The organism is Sphingobacteriaceae bacterium, assembly GCA_002319075.1.
Taxonomy (GTDB): domain Bacteria; phylum Bacteroidota; class Bacteroidia; order B-17B0; family Aurantibacillaceae; genus Aurantibacillus.
The window spans coordinates 100,401-127,315 of the sequence record NVQB01000001.1; the positions used below are offsets into that span (position 1 = coordinate 100,401).

Consider the following 26,915-nt stretch of genomic DNA (forward strand, 5'->3'; position numbering starts at 1 on the left):
TTATTAATCTGCTACGTTTTCGTCTGATTTATTATTCAGGTAAACTGCACCAATAATAAGACTTAAAGTAGCAACTCCAATAGGATACCAGAGTCCTGACAAAGGTGTTGACCCTGCAAAGCTGGCGATGAGTGTCGCAATAAAAGGAACGAGTCCTCCAAATACCCCGTTACCAATGTGATAGGGCAATGACATAGACGTGTAACGGATTTTTGTCGGGAAGAGTTCTACTAAGAAGGCTGCAATTGGTCCGTACACCATAGTTACTAAAAGTACCTGGAAAAACACAAATGCTACGAATTTCCAAAAAGTGCCTTGCGATAATTGTTTGTCGATAAAGCTGGTTTTTTCTTCAGGAGCTATCGATGCATCCGCAAATACTTTTAAAGTTTTCACTTCTTTATATTTTGTTCCATCGTTTAAAGATTTCGCTGTTGTAGTGGTAATCAAACTATCTTTTGAATCCTTCACCAATTCTCTTTTCACTGATGGCTCGCCTGCTTCCTTCAATTCTGTTTTCTGAAACTCGGCCACATTGGTACTATCCATAAAATTTTGATAGATAGGCCGGTAAAAAAGAATTCCCAGTAACATACCGGTAAGCATAATCCACTTACGTCCTACTCTATCACTCCACGATCCAAAAATCACAAAGAAAGGTGTTGCAAAGGCAATGGCCCATAAAAGGATGTATCGTGAATCGTTGAAATCCAACTTACAGGTATTTTCCAAAAACGACTGAGCGTAAAATTGACCCGTGTACCAGATTACCCCTTGTCCCATAGTAGCACCAAATAAGGCGAGCAGAACCATTTTAAAATTCGCCCGGTTGCTAAAGCTTTCCTTTAAGGGATTGACAGAAACTTTCCCTTCACTTTTTAACTTGGTAAATTGGGGTGATTCGTGCATTTTCATACGGATATAGATGGAAACTACAACGAGTAAAATAGAAATCAGGAAAGGAATTCTCCAACCCCAGGCACCAAAAGTTTCTGCACCTAAGGCATTTTTTGTAAGAACAATAATTCCTAACGACAAAAATAACCCCAGGGTAGCTGTTGTCTGTATCCAACTGGTAAAAAAACCACGTCTGCCAGCAGGCGCGTGTTCAGCCACATAGGTTGCAGCACCACCGTACTCGCCTCCCAGGGCCAAACCCTGGATTAGACGTAAAATTAAAACCAGAATAGGAGCCGCATAACCAATGGTTTCGAAAGAAGGAATTAAACCGATTAAAAAAGTAGAACCTCCCATCAAAACCAGTGTCAATAGAAACGTGTATTTACGACCAATAAGATCTCCAAGACGACCGAATACAAGGGCTCCGAAAGGACGCACGATGAAGCCTGCTGCAAAAATGGCAAGTGTATTGATGAGTGCGGAAGCTCCTGAATCAGATGGAAATAAGTGCTTACCAATAATACTGGCAAGACTTCCAAAAATATAAAAATCATACCATTCAATAAGAGTACCTAAAGAGGAAGCTCCGATGACCTTTGCAATGCTGTTTGTACCTGAAACTGTTTTCATAAGATGAAATATATAGTGTTAATTATTATTTTTAATTAGAGGTAAACTTGGAATTGAATAGTAAATTCCGATTTCTTACCCGACTTACTTACATCGCTCCAACGTTGCGCAGGATTTTCGTAAGTAAAAACCGGACGGATACGATAATTAAACGTAATCTTCGCTGAGTGCCCGGCAAGAAACCAGTTCATCCCAAAATCAGGAATTACTACATTATCTTTTATGCGCTCGTATTGCCCAACAGTGGTTGACACATAGGGCTGGAAGCGCCCGATTCTATTAACTTTTGGGAAAACAAATCCTGCCTGCGCAAAAATCACGTTACCTGTGCCGATAGTGGGAACGGCATTCCCGGTACCGTTATAACTCACTTCACTGGCAATGGTTCCATTTGTAGGGTTATTGATGCCGATATTTCTTACGAAATTTTTACCCATGTCTACATAAGTGTAAGAAGCATATAATGTCACTGCTGACTTTTTATTTTCACCCAAAGGCATGTCCATGAAAACATCTGCAGCAGCTAAAAATTGTGTGTGCGCCGTAGTGTCTACTTTGTTAGTAGCAGCGTTTACAGCGGCGGTCCACATAGCATTTTTCTGATGATAAAATCCAGCTCCGATATTGAATACTTTTTTTGTTCCTACATAGGTTCCAACATTAAATGGCAAGAGGTTACTTTCAATATCTTTAAACTGATAAGCAAAATAACCTGTGTATGCTGCTTTTGGCTGACCACCGATTTTATAGTTAGATAAAGGAAGTCCGCGTCTTGCTGAAACCGTATCCAGAGAACCAAGAGCAGTTCCCCTTGTCATCGCAAAGGGAAAATTCATAGCCAAGCGGTAATCCACGCGTTTATTTTTTAAGAGTTTACCTTTCAGGTACATTCCATACTGACGGGCAAATTGATCTGTCGCATCAATATTTTGCCAGCTAAATATCGGAGAATCCATGGCTAGAAAATTAAGCGTAGATGTTCCTGACATGCGTGATGGTCCTTGCCAATAGTGCAGCCCTGCACCTACAGAAATAACATCTTTGTAAATACGGTGTTCTACATAAGCATCATGTAGAAACAATTGTGCTTTGCGCCCATCTACAACTGCAGCGCCAACGTTAGCACCCTGACCTACTCCACCACCGCTAACCTGGTTAGCGTTGTTAATTCCAAAATGCATGAGAATTAAAAAATTGGAATTAATCTGCGAATAAATTAAAAACCTTGAGCGACGCATACTCATGTCCCACTGATAATTTGATTTTTCGCCGTTAATGGCTGAACCCGGATTATTTTCGTTTGCCCGCACCCACACCTGATGCCAGGTAATAATCCGGACAAACTTTTTACCGCTGGTGTCCAGATTAATTTTAAGTCCCGATCCGTAGTTATCAGTGCCCTGCGCCTGCACCTTTGTGCTGATAAAAAAAAGGAACAAAGCAAACCCGGATAGTAATGGTAATTTGTTTTTCATAACCTTAAGTGTTTTTGATTTATATGAAGACAAATGTGCTATAACTAAGGACCTAACTTCTTATCCGGATATACCCAGTGTTAATTAGTATATTTATTTCATCCCTCTCTAAACGGCGCGCTTGAATTTCTCCCATTTGATCAACATGTATTTATCGCCAAGTTCTGTAATGATCATACCAGAATCTTTTATCGCTTCACGGTCACTTAAAAAAGCCACCAATTCCGCATGTTTCAACACTTTGTATGTAGGGCGATATTCCATATTTTCCGGTGCCTGAACCTTGTACTTTTTCACCCAATTCAACACAGACACGTGACTGACACCTATCAATCTTTCAATCTCCCGCAAACTCACACCCTCCAGATAAAGCTGCAGTGCTTTTATCACATAGTAGGGATCTATGTTTTTGCCATCTTTAAATACCGTGAAAAAATAATTACAACTCTTGCACCTGTACCTCTGACGCTCTTTAACCACGCCACTTTTAACTACTTCCTGCGCTTGACATTTGGGACACCTGATATTCTCCATAAAACAAATGTAGTTATTAAGATATACCAATTTTACATATGTATACCAATTTAGCGTAATAAATTATGAAGAGGTTTTTTAAACATCTATTTTCGTTCACATAAACAATCACACGTTATGAATTATCCCTATCAAATCAAAACTCTTGAGAGTTATAAAGAACAGTATGCACAAAGCATTAAAAGTCCGGAAGCTTATTGGGCTGGAATAGCCGAGAGTTTCACATGGCGAAAAAAATGGGATAAAGTACTCGAATGGAATTTTAAAGACCCTGACATCAAGTGGTTTCAGGGCGGCAAACTAAATATTACAGAAAACTGTTTAGACAGACACCTTGAAACAAATGGCAACACACCTGCGATCATTTGGGAATCGAACGATCCGGAAGAGCATCACCGTATTCTTACATACAAAGAACTTCACTTTAAAGTAGTTCAGTTCGCAAACGTTCTCAAAAATAACGGAGTTAAAAAAGGCGATCGCGTTTGTATCTATATGGGAATGATTCCTGAGTTGGCAATTGCTACTTTGGGCTGCGCAAGAATAGGTGCTGTGCACTCTGTCATTTTTGGAGGATTTTCAGCGCAGGCAATAGCTGATCGACTGGAAGATGCGGATGCAGAATTTATTATCACCTGCGATGGCGCATTTCGTGGAGCAAAAGATATTCCTTTAAAAAGTGTGATTGATGACGCTTTGATTGGACGTAAAAACATTAAACGTGTAATAGTTTGTACGCGTACCCGCACTCCCATCAGCATGCTGAAAGGACGCGATGTGTGGTGGGAAGACGAAATAAAAAAAGTGGAAACACAGGGCAACCCCGATTGCGAGGCAGTGGAAATGGACGCCGAAGATATTCTATTTATTCTTTATACCTCTGGCTCTACCGGAAAACCAAAAGGTGTGGTGCATACTGTAGCCGGTTATATGATCTGGGCCAATTACACTTTTGTAAATGTCTTTCAATATCAGCACGGACAGGTTCATTTCTGTACAGCTGATATAGGTTGGATAACCGGCCATAGCTACATTCTTTATGGCCCTTTAAGTGCAGGCGCTACTTCGCTTATGTTTGAAGGCGTTCCTACCTGGCCAGATGCAGGGCGTTTCTGGGAGATCGTGGATAAATTTAAAGTGAACATCCTGTACACCGCCCCTACAGCTATTCGCAGTCTTATGGGTTTTGGCTTAGAGTATGTAAATGGAAAAGATCTGAGTTCATTAAAAGTACTCGGTTCAGTAGGAGAACCTATAAATGAGGAAGCCTGGCATTGGTTCCATAAAAATATCGGGAAAGAAAAATGTCCTGTTGTTGATACCTGGTGGCAAACAGAAACTGGAGGTGTTATGATTTCCAACATTGCAAACGTAACTCCTGCCAAACCCTCTTTTGCTACGCTTCCCCTGCCAGGCATACAACCTTGTTTGGTTGACGAGAATGGAAAGGAAATTGAAGGAAATGGCGTGAGTGGCAACTTATGTATTAAATTTCCCTGGCCGGGAATTATTCGTACTACTTACAAAGATCATGAACGGTGCCGCCAGACTTACTTTTCTACTTATCCGGATAAATATTTTACGGGCGACGGTTGTCTTCGCGATGAAGATGGAAACTACCGCATTACCGGGCGGGTAGACGATGTATTAAATGTAAGTGGTCACCGTATTGGAACTGCAGAAGTTGAGAATGCAATTAACATGCACGCCGGTGTTACAGAAAGTGCGGTTGTGGGATATCCGCATGATATAAAAGGACAAGGCATTTATGCTTACGTTATTTACGATGGCAATCATGGTGACCCCAATCTATCTAAACAAGATATTATTCAAACTGTATCGCGCATTATCGGACCTATTGCGAAACCAGACAAAATTCAATTCGTACCAGGCCTTCCTAAAACAAGAAGCGGAAAAATTATGCGCCGGATCTTACGAAAAATTGCCGAGGGAGATACAAATAACCTGGGTGACACCAGTACCTTGCTCGACCCTTCGCTCGTTGATGTAATAAAAGACGGAAGACTGTAAACTTCTTTTAAAAGGCTGTTAAAGAAAATGCATAGTGATTATCCACCAAAACCATGTGGTAAAAAAAGATAGTACTATACTTACACCAATTATTAAGTTGGCCAGTTTTGGATTTAAGTTGTAGCGATCTACCAAGATACTTACAGATAAAAGCACCGGCATGGCTGCTTCAAATACGGCTATTTTAGAAGGAACGCCTTTTAAACCGAATGCAAGTAAAAGCCCTAACACCAGCGCCGGGGCAATGAAAAGTTTATAAGTCAAAATAGAAAGGATGGGCTTTATAAATTCCTGCCACCCTTTAAAACTTAGCTGCAGGCCAATTGAAAATAAAGCCAGGGGCGCCACCGTAGCTGCCAGCATTTGAAAAACAGGCTCTACAAGTGAAAGGTTTGTACTTTTTGGAATGCTTAAAGCTATAATACAACCTACTAAGGGTGGAAATGTAAAAAGTCTTTTCAGGATTTCCTTAAAAGAGAGTGAAGATTTTCCCGATGATCTTACGGCGACAATTATTCCAAAAACAGAAAATAAAATAAAAGTTACCTGATCACAAATAATGGCGATGCTAATTTCTGCCTCACTGAAATAAGCTATGATTAAAGGAAATCCTATAAAAGAAGTGTTACTCAGCCCCGCAGTGAGTTGAACGGCCCCGTAGCTTCTTTTATCCAGTTTAAGAGACCGGGCAATTATTTTCACAAAAAACAAACCTCCACAAAAAACCAGAACGGGAGCAAGCGCGGGTATAAGAAGTTCACTGGTGAAGGTTATCTTAGTAAGGTATTTAAATGAAACTGCCGGTAAAGCTATGGTAATAATCCAGGCATTGATAGTTTTATGAGCATCCGTTGGTACAAGATTTCTTCTGCGGAATAAAATACCTGCAAAAATACAGAGGCCTATTAATATAAAACCCGACATCTTACTGGGCCAGTTTTTTCAGTGCCTCCTCTACTCTATGCGATTCTTGATGCTGTTCGATAATAACAGGAAGGGCTGCTCTTTCTTTACAATCCATAATTCCGCACCGCTCGCAGGTGGTGTGAACTGTTCTAACCGGAATACTGAGATCATTTACAAAAGGCATACGCTGCAATAATTGTGAGTCTATAAGTATACCCAGTGTTACGCTAATAATTTTATCTGAGACTTTCGACTGTGGCTTTGCAAAAGTAATACAGAGATAACGGTTATGGGTTTGCCAGTACTGAGATATCTGCGCGCCAACTAAAGGATGTTTGTATTTTTTTGTTTTATTTTTCTGATAAACGTCCTTCATCAAATGAATCGACACCCAGCGCCGACAGTAATGCTCCTGCAAATTATTCGCATACGGACTGTGGAGCCGCGATAAATGAAGCTCTTTTGTCATTTCAAAGTTATCTTCGGGAATGTTACCCCGTAATCTTAAAAAGAAAAGCTGATCGAGACCAAAATGTTTCGGCAAGATATTCGTAAGACGTTGCACCAACATTTCCGGGGTCACATCATAATCATGCATTAAATCCAACCATACTTTCTCACTCCACTTTGTGTTTGAAAAAATAATCTTGATATGATGGGTGAAACTATCCTCCGGTAATAACAATGCATTAGCGAAATAGGAAGCATTAAAATTATTAAGAAGAATTTCAAAAGAACCGAAATCCTGTAAAACTGTTTCATAGGGCCGGGGACTTAATTGCAGATTCTGAAAACCAATTTCTCTTGCTAATAAAAACTTTTCCTGCGCCTGACTAAGGCCTTTATTAAGATATAAGATCTTCTTTTGAGCTGCATAAAAAGAACGCAATTTCACCAGGGTATCTTTAGTAGCCATTACTTTACGGTCTACTTTTATACCGTATTGAGCACTCAGCAAACCCTCCAGAACTTCTACGCTTAAAGCAACTTTTTCCTTTAATTTTAATTTTTCACGAAAGGCCTGCGCAGCCAGCTCAAGATTTTCAAAATAATTATCGTGAATATCCTGGTAGCTTCGTAGGGCAGACATATAAAAATCTCCTTTACTAACCTGCATACTACGGCTTAATTTTAAAATCGTACTTATAAAAGCGGTCATTTTATCAGGAGCGTCAGCAAACAAATCTAACAATGCAGAAGGCTGCACACCCAAATGTTCCCATGGAATAGCTTGTGTGAAATCTGTATTGATAATATCAATGATGGGCTGAAGCCTTTTGTTCGCAGTTAAGGACACCAGGTAATCGTAATCCACATCCAGAGCTTTTGCCAGAATAATGATCTTATCAGCCTTGGGATATTTTTTACCATTCTCAATGCTATGAAGGTAAGAAACGGCTATACCTGTTTTTTCAGACAGTTGCTGATAATTTATACCTCTTTGTTGCCGTAGCACTTTTAGTTTTAATCCAAAAATGAGGCGAATGCCTTCGTTGTCTGTCGTCATTGTTTCAAAATTATAGCATCAGAGTCCTGACTTATAGTAGAAAAATTTAAAAATAGCGTTTTTTCGTCTAAAAACGAAAAAAAACCATTTAGAGAAAATTTCTCTAATTAGTATTTTTTCTATATTCGCAGTATAAATCATTGTTTATGGAAAAATCTACTGTCCTTACAACCGAAAAATCACACTACACATGTCCTGAAGGACTTGAAATAACAGGTGACTACACTATTTTATATGAACAAATTCTAAGTTACGAGGCCCTTGTTTTTATAAAAGCTCTTCACGGGCATTTTAATGCCCATCGTATTGACTTACTCAATAAACGGGAAAAAATTCAGAGCCAAATTGATCAACACATCTTTCCGGATTTTTTAGAAGAGACAAAATTACTTCGCGAAAATGAGTGGACAGTTGCACCTGTGCCGAAAGACCTGCAAGATAGAAGAGTGGAAATAACAGGGCCTGTTGAAAGAAAAATGATTATAAATGCATTGAACTCCGGGGCCAGGATCTTCATGGCAGATTTCGAAGATAGTAATTCACCCAGCTGGCGAAACATCATTGAAGGTCAGATAAATTTAAGAGACGCCATCAACAAAACAATTTCTTATTCTACGGAAGGTGGAAAAAAATATGTCCTGAACAAAGAAGTTGCTACTCTAATGGTAAGGCCGCGTGGCTGGCACCTTCATGAAAAACACGTTAAGGTGCACGGAGAATACGTTAGTGCCGGAATTTTCGATTTCGGACTTTATTTTTATCACAATGTAAAAACTCTTTTAAAAAACACTTCTGGTCCATATTTCTATTTGCCAAAACTCGAAAATCATTCAGAGGCGCGTGTCTGGAACGAAGTCTTTGTTTTCGCACAAAATTACCTTAACATTCCTCAAGGCACCATTAAGGCAACTGTGCTGATAGAAACCATTCTTGCCCCTTTTCAACTTCATGAAATTCTCTGGGAACTGCGTAATCACAGCGCGGGCTTAAACTGTGGCCGCTGGGACTATATATTCTCGTTCATTAAAAAATTCCGTAATCAAAAAGCGTTTATATTTCCTGAGCGCGGACAAATAACTATGACCGTTCCTTTTATGCGCGCATACACGCAACTAGTTATCCAGACCTGTCATAAACGCGGTATTCATGCTATTGGAGGCATGGCAGCACAAATTCCAATTAAGAATAACGAAGAGGAAAATAAAAAAGCCATCGCTAAAGTTACACTCGACAAATTACGTGAAGTAACCGATGGTCATGATGGCACCTGGGTAGCGCATCCCGGACTTGTTTCCACGGCGATGGATATTTTTAACCTGCACATGAAACAGGCAAACCAAATTGCAACAAAAAAACGGGAAGACTTTTCTTGTACAGCAGAAGATCTGCTCCGTCTTCCGGAAGGCACCATTACCGAAGAGGGCATGCGGATGAATATAAATGTGGGTATTCTCTATCTCGAAAGCTGGTTAAGAGGAAATGGCGCTGCAGCCCTCTATAATTTAATGGAAGATGCTGCAACTGCCGAGATCTCAAGAACGCAGATATGGCAATGGATCCAAAATAAATCACAGCTAAGCGACGGGCGTTTCATTACCAAAGAACTTTACGAAAGCTTTAAAAATTCTGAAATCGCCAAAATCAAAAAAAGTCTTGGCGAAAAAATTTATTCAGAGGGAAAATTTGCAAAAGCAATAGAACTTTTTAATACACTGGTTTTACAAGAAAGCTTTGAAGAGTTCTTGACTGTAACCGCCTATGACTTTATTAATTAATCATCTCTAAAAAACAAAACCATGAGCAACGCATCAAAAGCAGATCAGCTAAGAGCTGAGTGGACTACAAATTCCCGCTGGAGCGGCATTACACGTCCCTACACCGCAGAGGAAGTTTTAAAACTTCGGAGTAAAGTTGAAATCGAATACAGTCTTGCACGCAACGGGGCCGATAAACTGTGGTCACGTTTAAACCAACAGCCGTTTGTAACTGCCCTCGGTGCTTTAACCGGCAACCAGGCCGTGCAGGAAGTTGCCGCCGGATTGGAAGCCATCTATTTAAGTGGCTGGCAGGTAGCAGCAGACGCTAATAGCTCAGGACAAATGTATCCCGATCAATCCTTGTACCCCGCCAACTCAGTTCCAGAAGTTGTAAAAAAAATAAATAACGCCTTGTTACGCAGTGAACAGATTGATAGCGTGACCGGTAATAATACAAAAGACTGGATGCAGCCTATAGTTGCTGATGCTGAAGCCGGTTTCGGTGGAAATCTGAATGCTTTTGAATTGATGAAATGGATGATTGAAGCAGGAGCGGCAGGAGTTCACTTTGAAGATCAGCTATCAAGTGCAAAAAAATGCGGGCACTTGGGAGGGAAAGTTTTAGTTCCTACACAAGAGGCTATAGGGAAATTAGTAGCAGCAAGGTTAGCTGCAGACGTGTGTAACGTGCCTACCCTTCTTATAGCCAGAACAGATGCTGAAGCTGCGAATTTAATTACCAGCGATATTGATGTGCGCGATAGTGAATTTATTTCCGGTGAAAGAACTCCTGAAGGGTTTTATTATGTTCGTAATGGGATTGAACAGTGCATTGCACGCGGCTTGTCTTATGCCCCTTATGCAGATATGTTATGGATGGAAACTTCCAAACCTGATTTAAAAATCGCTAAACAATTTGCAGAAGCTATTCACAAAGAATTTCCCGGAAAGTTATTAGCCTACAATTGCTCGCCTTCTTTTAATTGGGCAAAATATTTGAGCGAAACAGAAATGGAATCCTTCCGAGAAGAGCTTGCTGCCCTCGGGTACAAATTTCAATTCATCACGCTGGCTGGATTTCATGCATTAAATACCTCGATGTTTGAATTGAGTAAAGCATATAATAAACGTGGTATGGCAGGTTTCTCAGAACTGCAACAAAAAGAATTCGCTTTACAGGAGGAAGGTTTCCGCGCTGTGAAACACCAAAGTTTTGTGGGAACAGGGTATTTTGATTTTGTACAGAACACTGTTCAACAAAATTCCTCTACCGTTGCCATGAAAGAAAGCACGGAGACAGAACAATTTCACTAAAACACTATGAGTAAGTTAAGTAAGATGGAAATTGAGATCTACGCAAGTGGCAATTCCGAAGAGAGCTTTGCTCTTTTTACAGAAGCAATGACTGCGGTTACAGCCTTAAATGCTAATGTCACCATCAAACTCATAACTGATCCTGAAAACACAGGGCATAACTCCTTCTTATTTCTTTTACCGGTATTAGTTATAGATGGAAAGGTTATGCTTCGTGGAAGAGTTCCTAAACAGAATGAAATTCGCGAGATGATATCTGACGTAATGATCTACGAATGGATGGAATACGAAGAGCAAGGGTTTACGATTGTTATTCAGTAAAATTTCGTCCACGCTGGAATAAGGGTATGTGGTTCGCTCTTAAAACATGTAAAATGGTTTTACGGCGAACCCGCAACCTTTCCCAATTAACTTAGTACTGAAATGAACTTTTTCTATCTTTAGGTGTAGATAAAAAAAGGCATGGTGACGACTAAAATTTTTATCGGAAGTTTTTTTCTTTTGATCTCTTGTCAGAGTCCCGAAGATGCCAGGCTTGAACGTGAATACCAGTTTGAAAGGAACATTGACTCCCTGCAAATGGAAAGTTTTAAAATTCCAGATTCTATAAATACGGCTCTCATAATTGCTACGTATTACGACCCTGAAAACGCTATTCAATCCTTGCTGGTTTTTGAAAATGCCGATAAAAAAAGTGTTCTTAAAATTGATTATTTAGCCGACAGAACTTCCACCGTTGATGAACTTGAAATTTTAAAACCTAAGGAATTTCGCTCTAACCGTTTTTTAGTAGAGTATGTGGTAGAGGATAACTCGGTGCATAGAATAAAAATGCGTCGCAATGAAGGTCCGATGCAAAGAAGCCAGGAATACAGGCGTACGGATAGAGACTAAATGAAATGCTCATAAGTAGAGGGCATAAAATTTGCATAATTACTCAGGTTTAGTGTACTTTTAAAACACAAACTACTTTTATGTACGTAGGTAAAAACATTCATTTCAAAATCGTTTTCCAGTTTACCTGGAAATCTATAGTCTTATTTACAATTTACTCAAGCTTTATTGTTTTTGTGTTGTCTTATCTTTTACCAAGATTTAATGGACTTCCCTTCGCGGTGGTTTCGGTAACGGGAATAGCTGTAGCTTTTTATGTGGGTTTCAAAAACAACTCCTCTTACGAAAGACTCTGGGAAGCACGTAAAATATGGGGTTCTTACGTTAATAGCAGCAGAATTTTCGCTATGTATCTGCTTGATTTTGCAAATCCTTCTTCTGAGATAAGCCGGGAAGAAATTGATGTCATTGTGAAGCGCATGGTTAAACGTCATATTGGGTATATAGGAGCGGTAAGACTTCAACTTAGAAAATATACGGTGTGGAAAATTGAGGAAGTGGGAAACCGGATCGTGTCGCACGATACAAATTTTACCAGCGAAGAGTTAGACAAGGAATTAAGCTGTTACATGAGCGATGAAGAGGTAGATTATGTGCTGGAGCAAAACAATCCCGCTGTGCATGTTATTAAATTACAAAGTCAGGATCTTCAGAATCTGTATGCCAAAAAAAGTATGAGTGACATTCACCATGTTGAAATTTCGAAAATGCTTGCCGATTTTTATAACCAACAAGGTGCCTGCGAAAGAATTAAAGGGTATCCTTTCCCGCGTCAATATGCCTATTACAGTAAGATATTTGTATACCTGCTTGTTGGCATTATCCCTTTTTCAATTTATAGTGAATTATCAAAGCTCAACGAAAATCTTGTATGGCTAACTATTCCCATTTCTGTAACAATCAGCTGGATTTTTTATACCATGGAGGTTGTGGGCGACAGTAGTGAAAATCCTTTTGAGAATGCGATCAACGATATTCCAATGACCGCTATCTGCAGAAACATAGAAATAGACCTTCTACAAATGATAAAGGAAACCGAGGTTCCCAAAAAACTAAAAGCTGAGAATAATATTTTGATGTAGAGCTAGCTCTAGGTGAGGACCTGGAGGTTCATAAACCTGTCAGTTACAGCTATCGGGCGAAAAAAAATATAAATTCCTTTGCCCTCTGCCGCCACCCAGAAAAAATATACTTTTGCCTTTGAAATAGTTATTCTCAACCATCAAATATCCATATGGATGAAAGGCGATTCTAAGCCTGTAAACATCGACGTCACTATATATGAACGGAAAAAACGGCGGTATTTCAATTCGTTTTTTACGTAAATAAACTTGATAAAATCCTCTTTTAAATTTTCCATTAAATTCAGCTGACCAGTCTTCAGACAGAGATGCTAGTTTAAGACGACCGATGGAATCGAAGCTTATCTTTAACTTTTCCTCTTTTGATGCGCCTGCTGCAAACAACTCAAGCATATTATCTTTTTCGGTGACACCACGAAATTTACACACATTGTTTGTAAACGTGCCACTAAAATTCTGGTCGATGGCCATAAACTCTGCAGGAGGAATTGTACGAATACCGGTGCATGAAACGAATGTAAAATTAATGAGCAAAAAGAAACCAAAGTAGTTGACTATTTTATAAAACTGACATGGGTTAAATCTATTCATAAAGGAGTGTGAAAGTAGTAAAGTTCACCGAAACCTAAAAAAATTTCACACTAACAACTACATGTTTCACTTTTATTTCTTCATTTGATGGTTAAGAGGCAGATCGAAAACTTGCTTCTGCCAATACAGGCCTTGTATTAACTCCGTTTATTAATAATAAAAATAATTCCGGTTAGTATAGGTGCCGCTCAGTTGCCGCCTGTAGTAGGTAAGGTGCAGACAACTGTAATTCTTATGGAATGCAAAAGACTTAAAAGTTTGCCCGTTGCGTTTAATCGTCACCATTGTGCGTTGCGTTTTGGGTATAGCCTTTAGCAACGCAAAACCAATAAAAGCATCGGACCTAACAACACCTTTAAATTTCACGGTATTGTCAATCAAAATCTGTATAGTGTCATTTCCAAATCCTTCATCAAAATAAAAAAAGGCTGTGTCCTTATGATTTTCGAATCGTTTGTCTACCCGCACATTTGGATCTATTAAAAATAAAATAGCCGGTACATTTGACTGAGAAAGCAACGCGTTACTAAAGAATTCAAAAATGAAAATAAGGCAAAAACAAATTCTCAATTGGTAACCGCGTGTGAATGTATATATGTGTCGAGGCGTATACAGAACGCGATAAATTTCGAAATTTATTTTGAATATTCTCTTCTATTTTGGAGAACATCAAAAAAAAATTATCGCGACTACTCAACAGTTAACTAAAAATACTCATTAGTTAGAAGGCGGATTATATAGCTATAAAATATTATGTTTCGCCTTATCTTATTTATTAAAATCAAGGTTTAAAAAAGTACTAAACAAACTATTTCATTAAAAAACATTCAGGAAAAGAGATCCGAAGTTTAAAATTAATCTCAGATTATTTCATCTTAATAATAATAAACTCCGTACGTCTGTTTTGTTGATGCTCTTCTTCTGAACAAGATGAAACCACTTTGCCCTCGCAAGCGCAGCCGTTTACAAGTTTCGATTCGCCGTAACCTTTACCAAAAATACGTTGCGGATACGAAATTCTTTTGCGTATATAGTCAGCGCTGGCTTTTGCACGTTTGTCAGATAGTTTTAAATTGGATGATTTGTCGCCGCGGCAATCACTATGAGAGCCCAATTCTACCACCATGCCAGGATACTCGTTCATGATGCTTATAATTTTTTCGAGTTCAATCGCAGCATCAGGACGAATATTGTATTTAGCAAGATCGAAATAAATCGGGTTTAAGTTTATTGCTTTTGCAATATCCAAACCTACTTCCACTTTACTCATATTTAAATCTAATGTTTCGTGAAGATTATAAACGCCGGGCCTTGTAATTTTTTTACTGTAATTTGAATGTTTACGCAGGTAGCCTTCTTTCTCTATATAAATATCATAGTTCAGAAAATCGTTTAAACGTTTTTCAGGTAACTCTTTAATGTATTGTCCGTTTGCGCCCGTTATAATCGTTTCGGTAGTTTTAGCAAGAACATCTGTAATGGTTATTTTCACACCCTCTAAAGGCGTTCCCGTTTTTTTATCCGTTATCAAAGCCACAATAACAATGTTAGGATGTTTTTCGAGTTCAACATTCGCTATAATTACGTCTTGCGGTGAAGTGCTTTTAACAGGAGTAATTCCATCAAAATATTTTTCTTTTGTTCCTCTTAATTTGAAGTTGCGATTTTCTTCTACATCAAAAGAATAAGCACCGTCTTCCTTTGTAATAACCGTGCGTAATACAACATCATTGCTATCCAGTAAATTTACTTCAGTATTGGCTAAAGTAGTTCCTTCGAGATCTTTTGATGTTCCTTTAATTGTTTTTCCAAACACAAAAGGTTTTAATAAATTGAAACCGTAAATATCGTCGTTGCCTTTCCCACCGTCGCGGTTAGATGCCATATAGCCCGACTTTCCATCTTCACTCAAAATAAAAGCAAAATCGTCTTTATTACTGTTGGCAGGCACGCCAGGATTTACAAGCTTGCTGAATTGATTATTCGTAACCTGAACTGCAAAAATATCGAGTCCGCCCAGGCCAGGATGTCCATCTGAGGAGAAAAACAAGACGCCGCTTTCATGAATAAATGGAAATACTTCGTTGCCTTCTGTATTGATCTTTTCACCCAGGTTTTCTGCTGTTCCCCATGTACCATCTGCATTGCGGGTTACTTTGTATAAGTCTGCCCCACCCTTTCCACCGGGCATATCTGAAGAGAAATACAAAACATTACCATCTGCACTCAGCGCTGGTTGAGCTACTGAATAGTCTTTATTATTTAAGGGAAAGGTGATTTTAGATCCCCACTTACCATCTTTAAATTTACGTTCATAAATTTGAAGGTTACGAACTCCGTCTTTGCTTCTCTTTTTATAATTATCGCTCGTGTAAAAAAGATCATTTCCATCTTTTGAAAAACTTACGGCCCCTTCATGGTATTTTTTATTTAAGTTTTTTACGGGCTTTGGATCCATGATCTCACCATTGGCATTTCTTTTTCCCGAATAGATATTTAAAAAATGTAATTGATTAGCGTTCCAACTATACCAGGTAGGACCGATTTTATGATAACTCGAAGCATAAAAAACCTGGTCTTTATAAAACACTGCTCCAAATTCCTGCTCTGCTGAATTCACAAGTAAATTTTTTAACTCAAATTGCCCTTTGTCTTTCAAAAGTTCAGCAGTGTAATTCGGATTTTTATTGAATAACATAGCTCTGCTATCGGACGCGTTTAATTGAGCATAAGCCGTCATTTGAGTTTGCGCCTCTGCATGCTTGTTATTTATTTTAAGAACCTGCGCATAGTCATAAACATCTTTCGCGGTTCTGTCATTCGAGCTTACCACTTTTTCATACGTAGATTCAGCTTTCTGATAATTGCCGGTTCTTCGGTAACTATCCGCTAACTCACGGTTAGCATTGGTTGGAAGGGTTTTTCTATCCTCCAGTTTAAAAATAACTTTAGGATAATTGTAGTTAAGGTAATGCTTATGCGCTTTTTTCAGATAGGCTTGTCCGAAAATTGCCAAAGGGAAAATAAGCGTAAGAAGTAGAAGTATTTTTTTCATAGTATAATGTGTGATGTTAAAAATAGCGCATGGATTTAATCTTGCGTGTCGACTTGTAAATAAGATCGTAACGCAACATAATTTCGTGACTTCCCGAATTATACTTTCCCGTAGTATTTTGGGTAGAGAAATCATAAGAGTAACCGGCAGTGAATTGATCAGTGAATTGAAAGCCTATGAGTCCGCCAAAAGCATCACCTGTTCTGTACATTGCACCCAGGCTAAACTTGTCAAACATTAAAAAACTAGCTGTTACATCGCCTTGAATTGGCGCTCCCGCAGTAGCTTTAATAAATCCGGTAGGTTTAAATTTGAGATTCTTATTCATAGGAATAACACCTCCGATGATAAAATAAAAATGTCTCTGTTCCTGTGAAGCTGAAACCAAGCTACCATTCAGTTTATTTTGTAAAAGTTGCGGTGTAGATATTCCAGCATAAAAGCGTTCTCTGTAATAATAGATTCCGGCGCCGGCGTTTGGCAATGTAGCATTGTAATTTTGGCCGAAGGAATTATCGGCATCGTCGTTTAATCGTAAGGTACTTATAGAATTTTTATAAATATCCACAAGTCCCTTTATACCCAAACCTAATTTACTTTTCTTGGTGAGTTGGATGTGATAGGCGACATCTACAGCTATCATTGTTCTTTGTACAGGGCCAATCTTGTCGTTCACTACACTTAATCCCAATCCCATTTTTCCATTAAGGACAGGCGTGTGTAAAGTTAATGACTGATCTTGCGGCGCGCCGTCAAAACCCACCCACTGAGAGCGATGGATACCTGTAATAGTCAAAGCTTCCCGGGTTCCGGCATATGCGGGATTCATCCAAAGCGTGTTGAACATATAATGCGTAAACATGGGGTCCTGCTGCGCCCATGAAAGACGGCTGATAAAGAGCAGGCTGAGTATTAATATTCTATTCATAGTGAGTTATAATTAGGCAAAATAAATTAACGTACTGATCTGTTTAAATAGATGTATCCTTTTAAAGGTTTTTGATCGGTTCCTAAATCTATGATGTAGAAATAAGTTCCTTCGGGAAGATCGCTGCCACCATATTGAAGGCCTTCTTTGCTTGTACCATCCCAACTATTATCATACTGAGCTTTTGAATAAACAAGGTTACCCCAACGGTTTAAAATACTCACTTCCATATTCGGATACTCTTTAAGGCCTTTTATTTCGAACCTGTCGTTAACCCCATCACCGTTAGGAGAGAATCCTTGTGGAATCTCAAAGTCCTCGCTAGGTTCAAACACGGTAGGTTGATTTTCATCTTCGTCGCGTGCACTATTATTATTGTTTAAATCAGGATTTGTTCCGTTCGTGGAAATATCAACTCCTGTAAAACCTCCATTCGGAATGCCATACGCATAAGCTGTCGCCGTGTTTGAGAAAGTTCTAACTTGCAAACTACGGTACTTAACACGCAGATATAAAGTGTCGGTTGTACCAAACCCTAACTGACTGGAATATTGAATAAGATTATTATTGGCGGATCCATTGTAAGAATTATCCGGAATCAAAAATCCGTTAGCGCTTGTTGGTGATCCAAGAACTGTATAGTTAGCCGGTGAGCCAAAAGTCATATCCAAATTATCAAAAACCAGCACGTTGTAGATATTCGCGCTTCCGTAGTTTTTAACGGTGAATTTGAAAGTGACCTCATACAAGCCGTTACCCACGCTTTGTGATCTGCCTGCTGACTTGGCAATACCTATTTTTACAAGATTGTAACTAAAAGTCGTAGCGGCGGTATTATTAGAAGGATCAAAATCATTATCCGGATCAGGATTTATACCATTTACAGAAACATCAGAAATACTTGAATCGCCAAGTAAAGCTTTTCCCAGAGCACTGTTTGAATAAAAAACCAGCACGTCATGCGGATCAACAGCTACTGTAAACACAAGCGTATCTGAGCGACCCGGAGCAAGTGTAGATGCTCCTGGAACGAGTAAGTCTATACCATTGCCTGATCCTGTATACTGATTATTGACAGCGATTTGTGATAAAGGCAGACTTTTTAATTGCGGTGTAGCGATGATAGTATAAGTGCTTGGAGAAGGAAAGGTCGCTGAAAGATCATCCGTTATCGAAACATTAACAAGCTGTGTACTGCTGTAATTTTTTACAACAAACCTATAACTCAATTCAATGGTTCCGTTATTCGGATAATTTACCTTTTGTATAGATTTAGCAATACCAATGGCAGAGCCACCATTCGAGACCACAAACGTTACGGTGGTAACACTGGTTTGAATTTGCAAGGCGCCCACATACTGAGAAAGCGTGTAACTGGTTACTGTACTGCCTGTAAATCCAGCAAAAGGAGTAAATGTAAATTGACCTGTAGAACTATTCACGACAACAGTTCCTACCGTTGCAGGAATTGGACTTACAACAACACTGTAAATGCCTCCGGTAACAAGCCCTGAATCATTGGTAGCTAAATTACCTGTAACAGACGAACTGATAACGGCATTTACCAAATCAGGATTTGCTTTCAAGAGCGGATAAACGGTAAAAGTAAGAACTGCACTCGCACAAGGTGGTGAAATTGCTGTACAAAGCGTATAACTTACAGAGAGCGTTCCAGTGAATCCGTTTCCGGGAGTAAAAGTATATTCACCTGTTGCAGCATTCGTTGTGAGTGTTCCAGAAGATGGATTTGCAAAAGAATAAGTTCCGCCCAGAGTGTTTGTATCATTTGTACTTACATCTCCACTCACCGTTGTATTCAGCAAAGTATAAGTAGCATCATTTGCAGCCATCGGAAAATTGCCCACTGCAATAGCAATGGTTGCAGAACTACACTGCTGAGGATTCACGCTGATGTTACAAACCGTGTAAGTAGTCTGCGCAACACCTGTAAACGTTGGCGCAGGAACAAATGTGTAAGATCCGCTTGCCGCATCCACAATTAAAGTACCCGTTGTTGCAGAAATTTGAGTGATAGATACGGAATACGACGCGCTTGTTGTAATACCATTGTCGTTGGTTAACAAATTTCCATTAGCAGTTGTAGACGGGGTTGTTACAATAGCATCTGCAACTGCGTTAATAAGTGGATAAACTGTAAAAGTAATTGTAGCTGTAGAACAAGGAGGAGGACTCAAATTACAAAGCGTGTAAGTAACAGAAGTTGTTCCGGTGAAACCAGCGGCCGGAGTGAAAGAATATTGTCCCAGTAGATTTCCTGTTATTGTTCCGGTAGAAGGATTGAGTATACCGAAAGTATAGATCCCCCCTAAGGTTCCTGAATCATTCACACTTGCATCTCCGGTAACAGGTGTATTTATTACTGTTGCAGCTCCATCATCAATTGCTACCGGTAAATTAGAGACATTTATAGTTATAGTAGCACTACTGCATTGCTGAGGATTGACGCTTATATTGCAAACGGTGTAAGAAGCTTGCGCCGTGCCATTAAAAGATGCTCCTGGAGTAAATGTATAGTGGCCTGTAGCTGGATCAAAGGTAATGCTTCCCGACGAAACTGCAGGCTGTGTTAATGAAACGGAATAAATGGCAGTAGAAGAAATGCCAGTATCATTCGTAAGTAAACTTCCGCTTGTGGCGGTTGAGGGGGTGGTATAAATAATATCTGCATTGGCTACTAATAGTGGGTATACAGTTACATTAATTGCCGCTGTTGCACACACAACCGGCAAACCATTACAAACCTGATAAGTGGCAGTGGTAACGCCCGTAAAGTTTGCAGCGGGAGTAAAAGAATAAATTCCAGTAGATGCATTCATGGTTATAGTGCCGTTAGCCGGCTGCGTAAGAATTGCAAATGTTCCGTTAGGAATTCCGTTAATATCGTTGGCTGCTGCATTTCCACTAACACTGGTATTGATTACTGTAGTAGTAAAGTCGTCGGTAGCTGCTGGCGGACAATTGATAACGCTAAGCGATGTTGTTGCAACAGCAGAACAAGTGGTAGCAGGAATAGTGAGGGTAACTGTATAAATACCCGAAAGAGAAGTAGTAATCGCAGTAAGCGTTGGTGACATGCCCGTTGCCGTATAAGCATTGGGACCAGACCATACATAACTTGCTTCCGGATCAAAACTCGCATTAAGAGTAACACTACCCCCTGAACAAGCCGGAGAGGAATTTGAGGCACTGGGTGCAGCACAAGTAGAAGTACTAACGGTTGACGAGGTGACGCCTGAAATCGCGCAGCCATTTGTAAATGTCCCCGGAGTACTCAAAGACGTTACGGTGTGATTGAGCGCTGCTCCTACCCCACTGATAACAGCCGATGCGGTAAAAGTACTGTTGCAGGATAATCTTAAACAACTTGATGAAACCATCACACTATATGTAACAACAGTACTGTCAACTCCCGAAGAAGAATTAGTAATTGTTCCACCAGTTGTTGCCGAAGAGCCGCTTCCAACTCTTATTCTTAAAACATGCGTGGTTGCATTGTAGTCGACTTCGTCATCGCTTGAGGCATCTGTTTTAGAGCCTGTACCCGATCCATACACTATAGAAGTTGAGTTAGCTATATACGATACACGGGGATCGAGTGAGCATGTAATAATAGAATTAATGGCATTGTCTGTGCCGACATTATTTCCTGTTGCTCTGTAACGCACAATATCACCAGGCGCAAGACTACCTCCGTTCACATCAGACGCACTTAAGGTTACTCTAAGATCCGGCTCCTGCGAATCGATCGCAGATGTTAGAACCTGTGCCAGGTAATTATCTGTTGCTGTTGTTAACTGAACAGTAGCCGTTGTTGCGCTGTTATTCAAATAAGGAGTCAACACAGGTGTATTAAGCGGAACAAAAATATCTGCATCGTAACCGGTGGTATTTAACACCGAAGGATTTCTAAAACTGCTGCTGATTCCATTGTTAGTGGCAGTGCTGTTAAACACATCACCTAGGGGATTTGAAATATCAACCAGGGGGGTAAAGAGTAAGCTTCCGTTAAACGAAATGCCATCTGTTCCGCTTCCTCTGTCACCATCATGACTATAAACACCAATTTCAAATGAAGGAGTTAACACTGCCGGAGTTAAAAACCCCGAGATGGGAATATTGATCAAAGGAGATAAAGCTGAAACATACGCCAGACCATTATAAACATTCAGATGGCGCATTGTCATTGCGTCGTTCTTATAAACAACAACAAGATTCCAGCTTCCAAAAACATTTGCCAATCCCACAGAGGATGAAGGAATATCTGCAACTGTTATGGTGGCATTACCTGTGGCACCCGCCAGTAAGGCAGTTACATCCGCATAGCAGTGGTAAGAGTTAAAACCGGTTGTATTGGCCAGAGACGATGTAGAAACTACATTCTGATAAGACCCACTGTTTACCTTTAGTTTAATCTGGTTGTAACCAGGGGTAGTATTGTCAGATGCTCCCCAAAATAAAAAAGCTTTCGTTATTTGTGAACACGAAGGTAAATTAAGTGCATCCGAGCTTGACATAAATGTAGTTGCATCTCCATCAATATCAATATATGCAGCCGTGTAATTGTTATTAGTTGTAGTACCAAGGAGCGGAAGTTCCTGAGATGCAACCTGGCAGGTTCCTGTAGCCGTTGAAGGGTCGGCCGAACATCCCAGCGCAGAGTTAGAAAGAAATACGATTCCACCTTTCTGGTGTGTTTGATAAATACTCGAAAAAGGCGTTACTATCTGGGCTTTTGTAAAAAGAAAAGCATGCAACATTAAAAATAGCGCACTTGTTTTTAGGTAATGTTTTATCATGAAGATGATTTTATAAGATCAACGTTAAAGTTCTAGAGGCACTACCACGTATGTTAATTTTATGCCAAAAAATCAAAAATTGATATTATTTAACCCTCCTTGCTCGCCACGCATAAGGCTATGTAGGCCCTCCACGGTTTTTCAGATGGGAGAATAATTGCCGAAGCTGGGATCAGAAGTCAAACACGTAAAGAGTGGGAAGTATTTTTCCCAAAACAGGAATCAAGGATATCTACTTTATTTTTTGCAGAAGGCGGTCCAGATTCGCAAACAACAGGTCGTTTGCTGACTGATGATAAGAAGACAGATTTTTTTTAAAAAGCGGAAGATCAAAAAGAAAAGCTTTTAAATTATCAGGGTGAAGATCTTTAAAGTGCCTTCCATATCCGAGCCGTTCAATATAAGCTGCATTCATCCATTGCTCAAATTGATTTTGAATTGGAAAAGAATAAATGGGTTTCTTTAAATAAACGGCTTCACTTATAAATGAAAACCCGCCATTAGCAACCACCGCTTTTGCCGAAGCTAAATCGCTGATAAATCCCTGTTCGCTGAAAGATTTAAAAACAACATTTCCATCTGTTTCATCCTGGTTCATACCATAAACATAAAATACTTCAGATGGAATTTTATGTAAAATTTCGCGAACTGTTTTTAAACTGCTACTAGTCTGATACATTAAAATATGGTTCCCTTCACTTGTTTTTTCTTGCTGAATGGCCTTACGCACAATGGGTGGAACTATACTGGTATTTTTTTTCCTTATATCTGCATCAAAAAAACTGCTTATCAAATAATGATCACAAAACGGAACTTTTGCTTTCACAATGTTTTTAGCTAGTTTATAATTATTTTTCTCTTCACTGCTTATGTCAATAGCCAGATCACAGCGGTCCATTATCTGCATATTGTCAATACTTACAATGGGAAGTTTATGCGTTTTTGCATAGAAAAAACTGAAGCTCTCAAAATCACTGATCACAAAGTCTGCCACAAATAAGCGCTCTATCTCCAGTTTTTTATAAGTATTGTGAATCAAATTTTTAGCTGCAGATTTCAGATTACTCAAAAATGTTGCACTTTTAGAAACCTTCGCATTTTTATAAGCAAAATGAAATCCTTTAATTTCGATAACCTTTCCAGGGAAACTTTTATCCAAAAACTGAAAAGCTCTTCCGCTCGACACGATACATAATTCATGTCCCTTCCCGAGGAGATGGTCGATTACAACCTTACTGCGTGTTGCGTGTCCCATGCCTTCTCCAGGCACTCCATAAAGTATATTCATATATCCGTTTAACTGCTTTTAATTAGTCTTTATTGGTACTCTTTTAATAGCCACCAGAATAGATCAGGATCTTAATTTTTTCGGGTTAACCAATGCCTTGTCTTACCCATATACAAAAAAAGAAACCCTAAAATAATTCCCAAACCAGCGCCGGCGCAAACATCAAATGCTGAGTGAGCGCCAATAGCAACACGCGACACTGCTACCAATACCGCCCACACGAAAGGAATCAAAAACAAAAAACGCAGCTTCGGATAACTGCGGTTCAAATAAATAGCGTATGACAAAATCATAGCAAATAAAAAAGCATTAAAACTATGTCCGCTTGGAAACGAAAAGCCTGCTTCATCCACCCAGTGATGCTGGATCTGCGGGGCTATCTGACTGAATTCAGCAGGATGGGTTTTGACAAGGGCATCAAAAAAGTCTTTTCTTGCCTGTTTGTCCAACTGGTAAAGGGAATCAATGACGTTGGAGAGTCCTGTTTTATTTAGCATATAAACGTGACTCGGTCTTTGTGATTTTAAAATAGGTTTTGTATAACGCTCATTTATAAATGCCAGCACCGCAAAAAAAACAACAAGGGTTAAAAACGATTTGCAAAAAACAAGAAGTTTATCCCGTTTCCCCTGAGCACTCGAGGCATAAAAAAAGCTGGTAATAACCAATAAAATAAAGAAACCAATTGGTCCCCCCGAACTCGTTATAGCATAAGCTATCTCGCACCAATAACTGTTTGGTGAACAGGCCGTAAACGGGATAGCCGTAAAAAACACCAGAAGCAGTAAGACCGCAAGGGAAATAGTGGCAGTATAAAATATGGTTTTGATACTCTTGATTTAGAAATGAAAGATAACAATAAAAGAGATAAATTTCTTAAAAACCAGTATCTTAGTGCATAGCAAGTATTTAATTTTTACCCAAATTCTCATCTCTATAATTTATACTTAACAATGAAGAAATCACGTTATAAAATCGGTCTGCTGTTTTTTTTATATACCTTCTCTTTGCACCTTACCGCACAACTTTCATTTTCAGTAAATACTTCTACAGGCACAAATACCATCACTTGTACAAATTCATTAATTACTCTTTATGTCTCTTCAAATTACAGCGGGCCTCTCACCTATAGCTGGGTAAATACCGTTACAGGTAGTCTTGTTTCAAACTCCAGCTCCTTAGCACTAACAAACCCTGGTGTATTCTCTATCACTATAGCCTCTGCAACAAGCGCTAGTAGCCAAACTTACCAGGTAACGTCCAACACTACTGCTCCCACAGTTTCTTTAACGTCAAACCTCAACGCTCTTACCTGCATCATAAACACGGTTCAACTGCAGGCTTCAAGTAACATGACCGTAACACATTTTAGCTGGGGCTCGGCATTCCCTTGTGCTCCCGGGCCCAATTGCGTTGCCGGAACGGCTGGCACTTATACCGTTACTGGAACTAATCCCGCCAATGGCTGCAGAAACACTGCTACTCTCAGTATCACGAATAATAAAATTTATCCTGCTATTATTTACAGCGACCCTGTTGGTTTGGCTTGTCCGGATGGTACTCTAAACATAAGTCCGAATCTTCAATCAACGGTTAACCTCACCTACTCATGGACCCCACCTTTTAACGTAGTAGCCACCGGGTTAAATAGTAAGACGTTAACAGTAAACAGTCCTGGAAATTACAATGTCGTAATAACTAACACAAGCAACGGCTGCGCTAGTAGTGGTGCCATACAAGTATATGTGTGCTTAGGAATTCAGGAACGCTCTTTAAAAACAAATTTCGCCGTTATCTATCCGGTTCCTGTTTCGGATTACCTTTCAATAGTATTACCTGCAGGATATAAAAACCTTGATTACAAAATCATAAATGGGTTGGGAAAGACACTCCTCTCGGGGTCCGGCAATGATCCCCTCACCCATATTTCAATAGAAACACTCGAAAATGGCCTCTATATGTTAGAACTTAACTGCGACGGTAAAACACAACTCGAAAAAATCATAAAACTGCACTAAACAAAACATGAAACGGCTTCTTACAATCGTTCTCTTTGCTTCAATGAGTTTGATTTTTCACTCTCATGTGAAGGTGTATGTTAAAGGTGCTAAGTCAGATAAAAGAAAAGTAACCGCAGTTAATGCTCCCATTGCATTACAGAAATTCAGCGAAGCGCTCGCATTTTGCAGAAAACAAAAACTCGATACTACCATCGCATTTTTTTCGGATATGAGTTTACATTCAGGAAAAAAACGTTTTTACATCGCAGATCTTCAGCAAAAAAAGATTTTATGTTCAAGTCTTGTTTGTCATGGTATGGGTAAGTATAGTACTCCTGAACTCCCTGTATTTAGTAATGAGCCAGGGAGTTATTGTAGTTCTCTCGGAAAATATAAAACCGGAAAACGCGCCTTCAGCAATTGGGGCATCGGCGTACACTACAAAATGTATGGACTTGAAAAAACAAATTCCAACGCTTTTAAAAGGATAGTTGTGCTTCATTCTTACGATCCCGTTCCTGAAAATGAGATATTCCCTCAACATTTGCCGATGGGCTGGAGCCAGGGCTGTCCGGTTATTTCAAATGAAACGATGAGAGAAGCGGATAAGATTTTACAGAAAAAGAAAAAACCGCTCCTGATCTGGCTTTATAATTGATCAGGCATTAAAATAATTTAAAACCACTTCCTGAGTAGCTGGTTTTGCCTTAGACGAAGGGGTAAAACTAAATTCAGGATGTATGTGAATGGCAAGAAAAAGTTGTTCCCGGGAATTTAATTGCTTTAGCGCATCCATTTTGCAGGGCAACGTTCCAAAATCCTTTGACAGATCAGCGCATAATTTAATACCCTCTTCCAGATCTTTTATAGGAAACTTGCAGGTCCAGCTTGATTTGTTCATGAACTTTTTATCCATAGAAACAAAATAGGAACCTGGATCAGCGGTAACACTCAAACTCCAGAATTCACGTTTATGAACGCTTAAATCACTTATTGGCAATACCTCCAGTGTTTTTTCACCAGGATACTCCTGTCCTCTTTCAGAGTAAATTTTTTTGATTATGTCGATTGCTTTCATGATAAAAAATTAAGATGCCTTACAAATAACATTACGAATATCTGCACACTTCGGATCATCAAAACATGCACTTTAACCGCTCGCATCAAAAAAAAATAAAAGCACTCCGCTCAAAAAGCATGCTAGTA

21 protein-coding genes are annotated in these 26,915 nt (G+C 39.4%); 8 read left to right on the plus strand and 13 right to left on the minus strand.

Features of this window, described 5'->3' with window-relative positions:
• Positions 1-3 precede the first annotated feature (3 nt).
• The 3 genes from CNR22_00450 to CNR22_00460 form a co-directional block, all read right to left on the minus strand.
• Complete coding sequence (locus tag CNR22_00450; GenBank protein ID PBQ30290.1) at positions 4-1,530, minus strand: MFS transporter; 1,527 nt, start codon at positions 1,528-1,530, stop codon at positions 4-6.
• A 35-nt stretch (positions 1,531-1,565) separates the two neighbouring features.
• Positions 1,566-3,005, minus strand: coding sequence for a hypothetical protein (locus CNR22_00455; GenBank protein PBQ30291.1), 1,440 nt, complete (start codon positions 3,003-3,005; stop codon positions 1,566-1,568).
• 108 nt (positions 3,006-3,113) lie between these two features.
• A complete protein-coding gene (locus tag CNR22_00460) occupies positions 3,114-3,539 on the minus strand; it encodes a hypothetical protein (GenBank protein PBQ30292.1) in 426 nt (141 codons plus the stop codon).
• A gap of 117 nt (positions 3,540-3,656) precedes the next feature.
• On the opposite strand from CNR22_00460, the gene acs reads away from it, so the two are divergent.
• A complete protein-coding gene (gene acs / locus CNR22_00465; protein PBQ30293.1) occupies positions 3,657-5,570 on the plus strand; it encodes an acetate--CoA ligase in 1,914 nt (637 codons plus the stop codon).
• An 18-nt stretch (positions 5,571-5,588) separates the two neighbouring features.
• Here the strand turns inward: acs and CNR22_00470 are convergent, their stop codons facing one another.
• Entirely contained in the window at positions 5,589-6,494 is a 906-nt protein-coding gene (locus tag CNR22_00470; protein PBQ30294.1) for a transporter, read from the minus strand.
• Position 6,495: 1 nt separating this feature from the next.
• Entirely contained in the window at positions 6,496-7,983 is a 1,488-nt protein-coding gene (locus CNR22_00475; GenBank protein PBQ30295.1) for an XRE family transcriptional regulator, read from the minus strand.
• A gap of 146 nt (positions 7,984-8,129) precedes the next feature.
• Here CNR22_00475 and CNR22_00480 point away from each other — a divergent pair, with 146 nt between their 5' ends.
• The 5 genes from CNR22_00480 (at position 8,130) to CNR22_00500 (ending at position 13,030) form a co-directional block, all read left to right on the plus strand.
• The gene (locus tag CNR22_00480; GenBank protein ID PBQ30296.1) at positions 8,130-9,758 is read left to right on the plus strand and encodes a malate synthase A; all 1,629 of its coding nucleotides are present in this window, start codon (positions 8,130-8,132) and stop codon (positions 9,756-9,758) included.
• A gap of 21 nt (positions 9,759-9,779) precedes the next feature.
• Positions 9,780-11,054: an isocitrate lyase gene (locus CNR22_00485; protein PBQ30297.1), complete on the plus strand. Its 1,275-nt coding sequence runs from the start codon at positions 9,780-9,782 to the stop codon at positions 11,052-11,054.
• Between the two features lie 6 nt (positions 11,055-11,060).
• A complete protein-coding gene (locus tag CNR22_00490; GenBank protein PBQ30298.1) occupies positions 11,061-11,375 on the plus strand; it encodes a hypothetical protein in 315 nt (104 codons plus the stop codon).
• A 141-nt stretch (positions 11,376-11,516) separates the two neighbouring features.
• Positions 11,517-11,948: a hypothetical protein gene (locus CNR22_00495; GenBank protein PBQ30299.1), complete on the plus strand. Its 432-nt coding sequence runs from the start codon at positions 11,517-11,519 to the stop codon at positions 11,946-11,948.
• An 80-nt stretch (positions 11,949-12,028) separates the two neighbouring features.
• Positions 12,029-13,030, plus strand: coding sequence for a hypothetical protein (locus CNR22_00500; protein PBQ30300.1), 1,002 nt, complete (start codon positions 12,029-12,031; stop codon positions 13,028-13,030).
• Positions 13,031-13,069: 39 nt separating this feature from the next.
• On the opposite strand, the gene CNR22_00505 is transcribed toward CNR22_00500, so the two are convergent.
• The 7 genes from CNR22_00505 to CNR22_00535 all read right to left on the minus strand — a co-directional run bounded on the left by CNR22_00505 (position 13,070) and on the right by CNR22_00535 (position 24,548).
• On the minus strand, positions 13,070-13,621 hold the full coding sequence (locus CNR22_00505) for a hypothetical protein (GenBank protein PBQ30301.1): 552 nt from the start codon (positions 13,619-13,621) through the stop codon (positions 13,070-13,072).
• Between the two features lie 150 nt (positions 13,622-13,771).
• A complete protein-coding gene (locus tag CNR22_00510; GenBank protein PBQ30302.1) occupies positions 13,772-14,140 on the minus strand; it encodes a hypothetical protein in 369 nt (122 codons plus the stop codon).
• 346 nt (positions 14,141-14,486) lie between these two features.
• Positions 14,487-16,811, minus strand: coding sequence for a hypothetical protein (locus CNR22_00515; GenBank protein ID PBQ30303.1), 2,325 nt, complete (start codon positions 16,809-16,811; stop codon positions 14,487-14,489).
• On the minus strand, positions 16,693-17,604 hold the full coding sequence (locus CNR22_00520) for a hypothetical protein (protein ID PBQ30304.1): 912 nt from the start codon (positions 17,602-17,604) through the stop codon (positions 16,693-16,695). The genes CNR22_00515 and CNR22_00520 overlap by 119 nt, the downstream gene beginning before the upstream one ends.
• A gap of 26 nt (positions 17,605-17,630) precedes the next feature.
• A complete protein-coding gene (locus CNR22_00525; GenBank protein PBQ30305.1) occupies positions 17,631-22,421 on the minus strand; it encodes a hypothetical protein in 4,791 nt (1,596 codons plus the stop codon).
• 232 nt (positions 22,422-22,653) lie between these two features.
• Positions 22,654-23,709: a UDP-glucuronosyltransferase gene (locus CNR22_00530; protein ID PBQ30306.1), complete on the minus strand. Its 1,056-nt coding sequence runs from the start codon at positions 23,707-23,709 to the stop codon at positions 22,654-22,656.
• A gap of 71 nt (positions 23,710-23,780) precedes the next feature.
• Entirely contained in the window at positions 23,781-24,548 is a 768-nt protein-coding gene (locus CNR22_00535; protein PBQ30307.1) for a hypothetical protein, read from the minus strand.
• Positions 24,549-24,662: 114 nt separating this feature from the next.
• Between CNR22_00535 and CNR22_00540 the strand changes: the two genes are divergently transcribed.
• Positions 24,663-25,727 carry a hypothetical protein gene (locus CNR22_00540; GenBank protein ID PBQ30308.1) on the plus strand — a complete coding sequence of 355 codons (1,065 nt, stop codon included), beginning with the start codon at positions 24,663-24,665 and terminating at the stop codon, positions 25,725-25,727.
• 7 nt (positions 25,728-25,734) lie between these two features.
• Entirely contained in the window at positions 25,735-26,367 is a 633-nt protein-coding gene (locus CNR22_00545; protein PBQ30309.1) for a hypothetical protein, read from the plus strand.
• Here the strand turns inward: CNR22_00545 and CNR22_00550 are convergent, their stop codons facing one another.
• A complete protein-coding gene (locus tag CNR22_00550; GenBank protein ID PBQ30310.1) occupies positions 26,368-26,787 on the minus strand; it encodes a hypothetical protein in 420 nt (139 codons plus the stop codon). It abuts the gene before it with no gap.
• Between the last annotated feature and the right edge of the window lie 128 nt (positions 26,788-26,915).

What these genes read in the sequence shown, in the direction of transcription:
- CNR22_00450 (PBQ30290.1), bottom strand. Translation starts at nt 1,530, where the DNA reads ATGAAAACAGTTTCAGGTACAAACAGCATTGCAAAGGTCATCGGAGCT.
- CNR22_00455 (PBQ30291.1), bottom strand. Translation starts at nt 3,005, where the DNA reads ATGAAAAACAAATTACCATTACTATCCGGGTTTGCTTTGTTCCTTTTT.
- CNR22_00460 (PBQ30292.1), bottom strand. Translation starts at nt 3,539, where the DNA reads ATGGAGAATATCAGGTGTCCCAAATGTCAAGCGCAGGAAGTAGTTAAA.
- acs (PBQ30293.1), top strand. Translation starts at nt 3,657, where the DNA reads ATGAATTATCCCTATCAAATCAAAACTCTTGAGAGTTATAAAGAACAG.
- CNR22_00470 (PBQ30294.1), bottom strand. Translation starts at nt 6,494, where the DNA reads ATGTCGGGTTTTATATTAATAGGCCTCTGTATTTTTGCAGGTATTTTA.
- CNR22_00475 (PBQ30295.1), bottom strand. Translation starts at nt 7,983, where the DNA reads ATGACGACAGACAACGAAGGCATTCGCCTCATTTTTGGATTAAAACTA.
- CNR22_00480 (PBQ30296.1), top strand. Translation starts at nt 8,130, where the DNA reads ATGGAAAAATCTACTGTCCTTACAACCGAAAAATCACACTACACATGT.
- CNR22_00485 (PBQ30297.1), top strand. Translation starts at nt 9,780, where the DNA reads ATGAGCAACGCATCAAAAGCAGATCAGCTAAGAGCTGAGTGGACTACA.
- CNR22_00490 (PBQ30298.1), top strand. Translation starts at nt 11,061, where the DNA reads ATGAGTAAGTTAAGTAAGATGGAAATTGAGATCTACGCAAGTGGCAAT.
- CNR22_00495 (PBQ30299.1), top strand. Translation starts at nt 11,517, where the DNA reads ATGGTGACGACTAAAATTTTTATCGGAAGTTTTTTTCTTTTGATCTCT.
- CNR22_00500 (PBQ30300.1), top strand. Translation starts at nt 12,029, where the DNA reads ATGTACGTAGGTAAAAACATTCATTTCAAAATCGTTTTCCAGTTTACC.
- CNR22_00505 (PBQ30301.1), bottom strand. Translation starts at nt 13,621, where the DNA reads ATGAATAGATTTAACCCATGTCAGTTTTATAAAATAGTCAACTACTTT.
- CNR22_00515 (PBQ30303.1), bottom strand. Translation starts at nt 16,811, where the DNA reads ATGATTTCTCTACCCAAAATACTACGGGAAAGTATAATTCGGGAAGTC.
- CNR22_00520 (PBQ30304.1), bottom strand. Translation starts at nt 17,604, where the DNA reads ATGAATAGAATATTAATACTCAGCCTGCTCTTTATCAGCCGTCTTTCA.
- CNR22_00525 (PBQ30305.1), bottom strand. Translation starts at nt 22,421, where the DNA reads ATGATAAAACATTACCTAAAAACAAGTGCGCTATTTTTAATGTTGCAT.
- CNR22_00530 (PBQ30306.1), bottom strand. Translation starts at nt 23,709, where the DNA reads ATGAATATACTTTATGGAGTGCCTGGAGAAGGCATGGGACACGCAACA.
- CNR22_00540 (PBQ30308.1), top strand. Translation starts at nt 24,663, where the DNA reads ATGAAGAAATCACGTTATAAAATCGGTCTGCTGTTTTTTTTATATACC.
- CNR22_00545 (PBQ30309.1), top strand. Translation starts at nt 25,735, where the DNA reads ATGAAACGGCTTCTTACAATCGTTCTCTTTGCTTCAATGAGTTTGATT.
- CNR22_00550 (PBQ30310.1), bottom strand. Translation starts at nt 26,787, where the DNA reads ATGAAAGCAATCGACATAATCAAAAAAATTTACTCTGAAAGAGGACAG.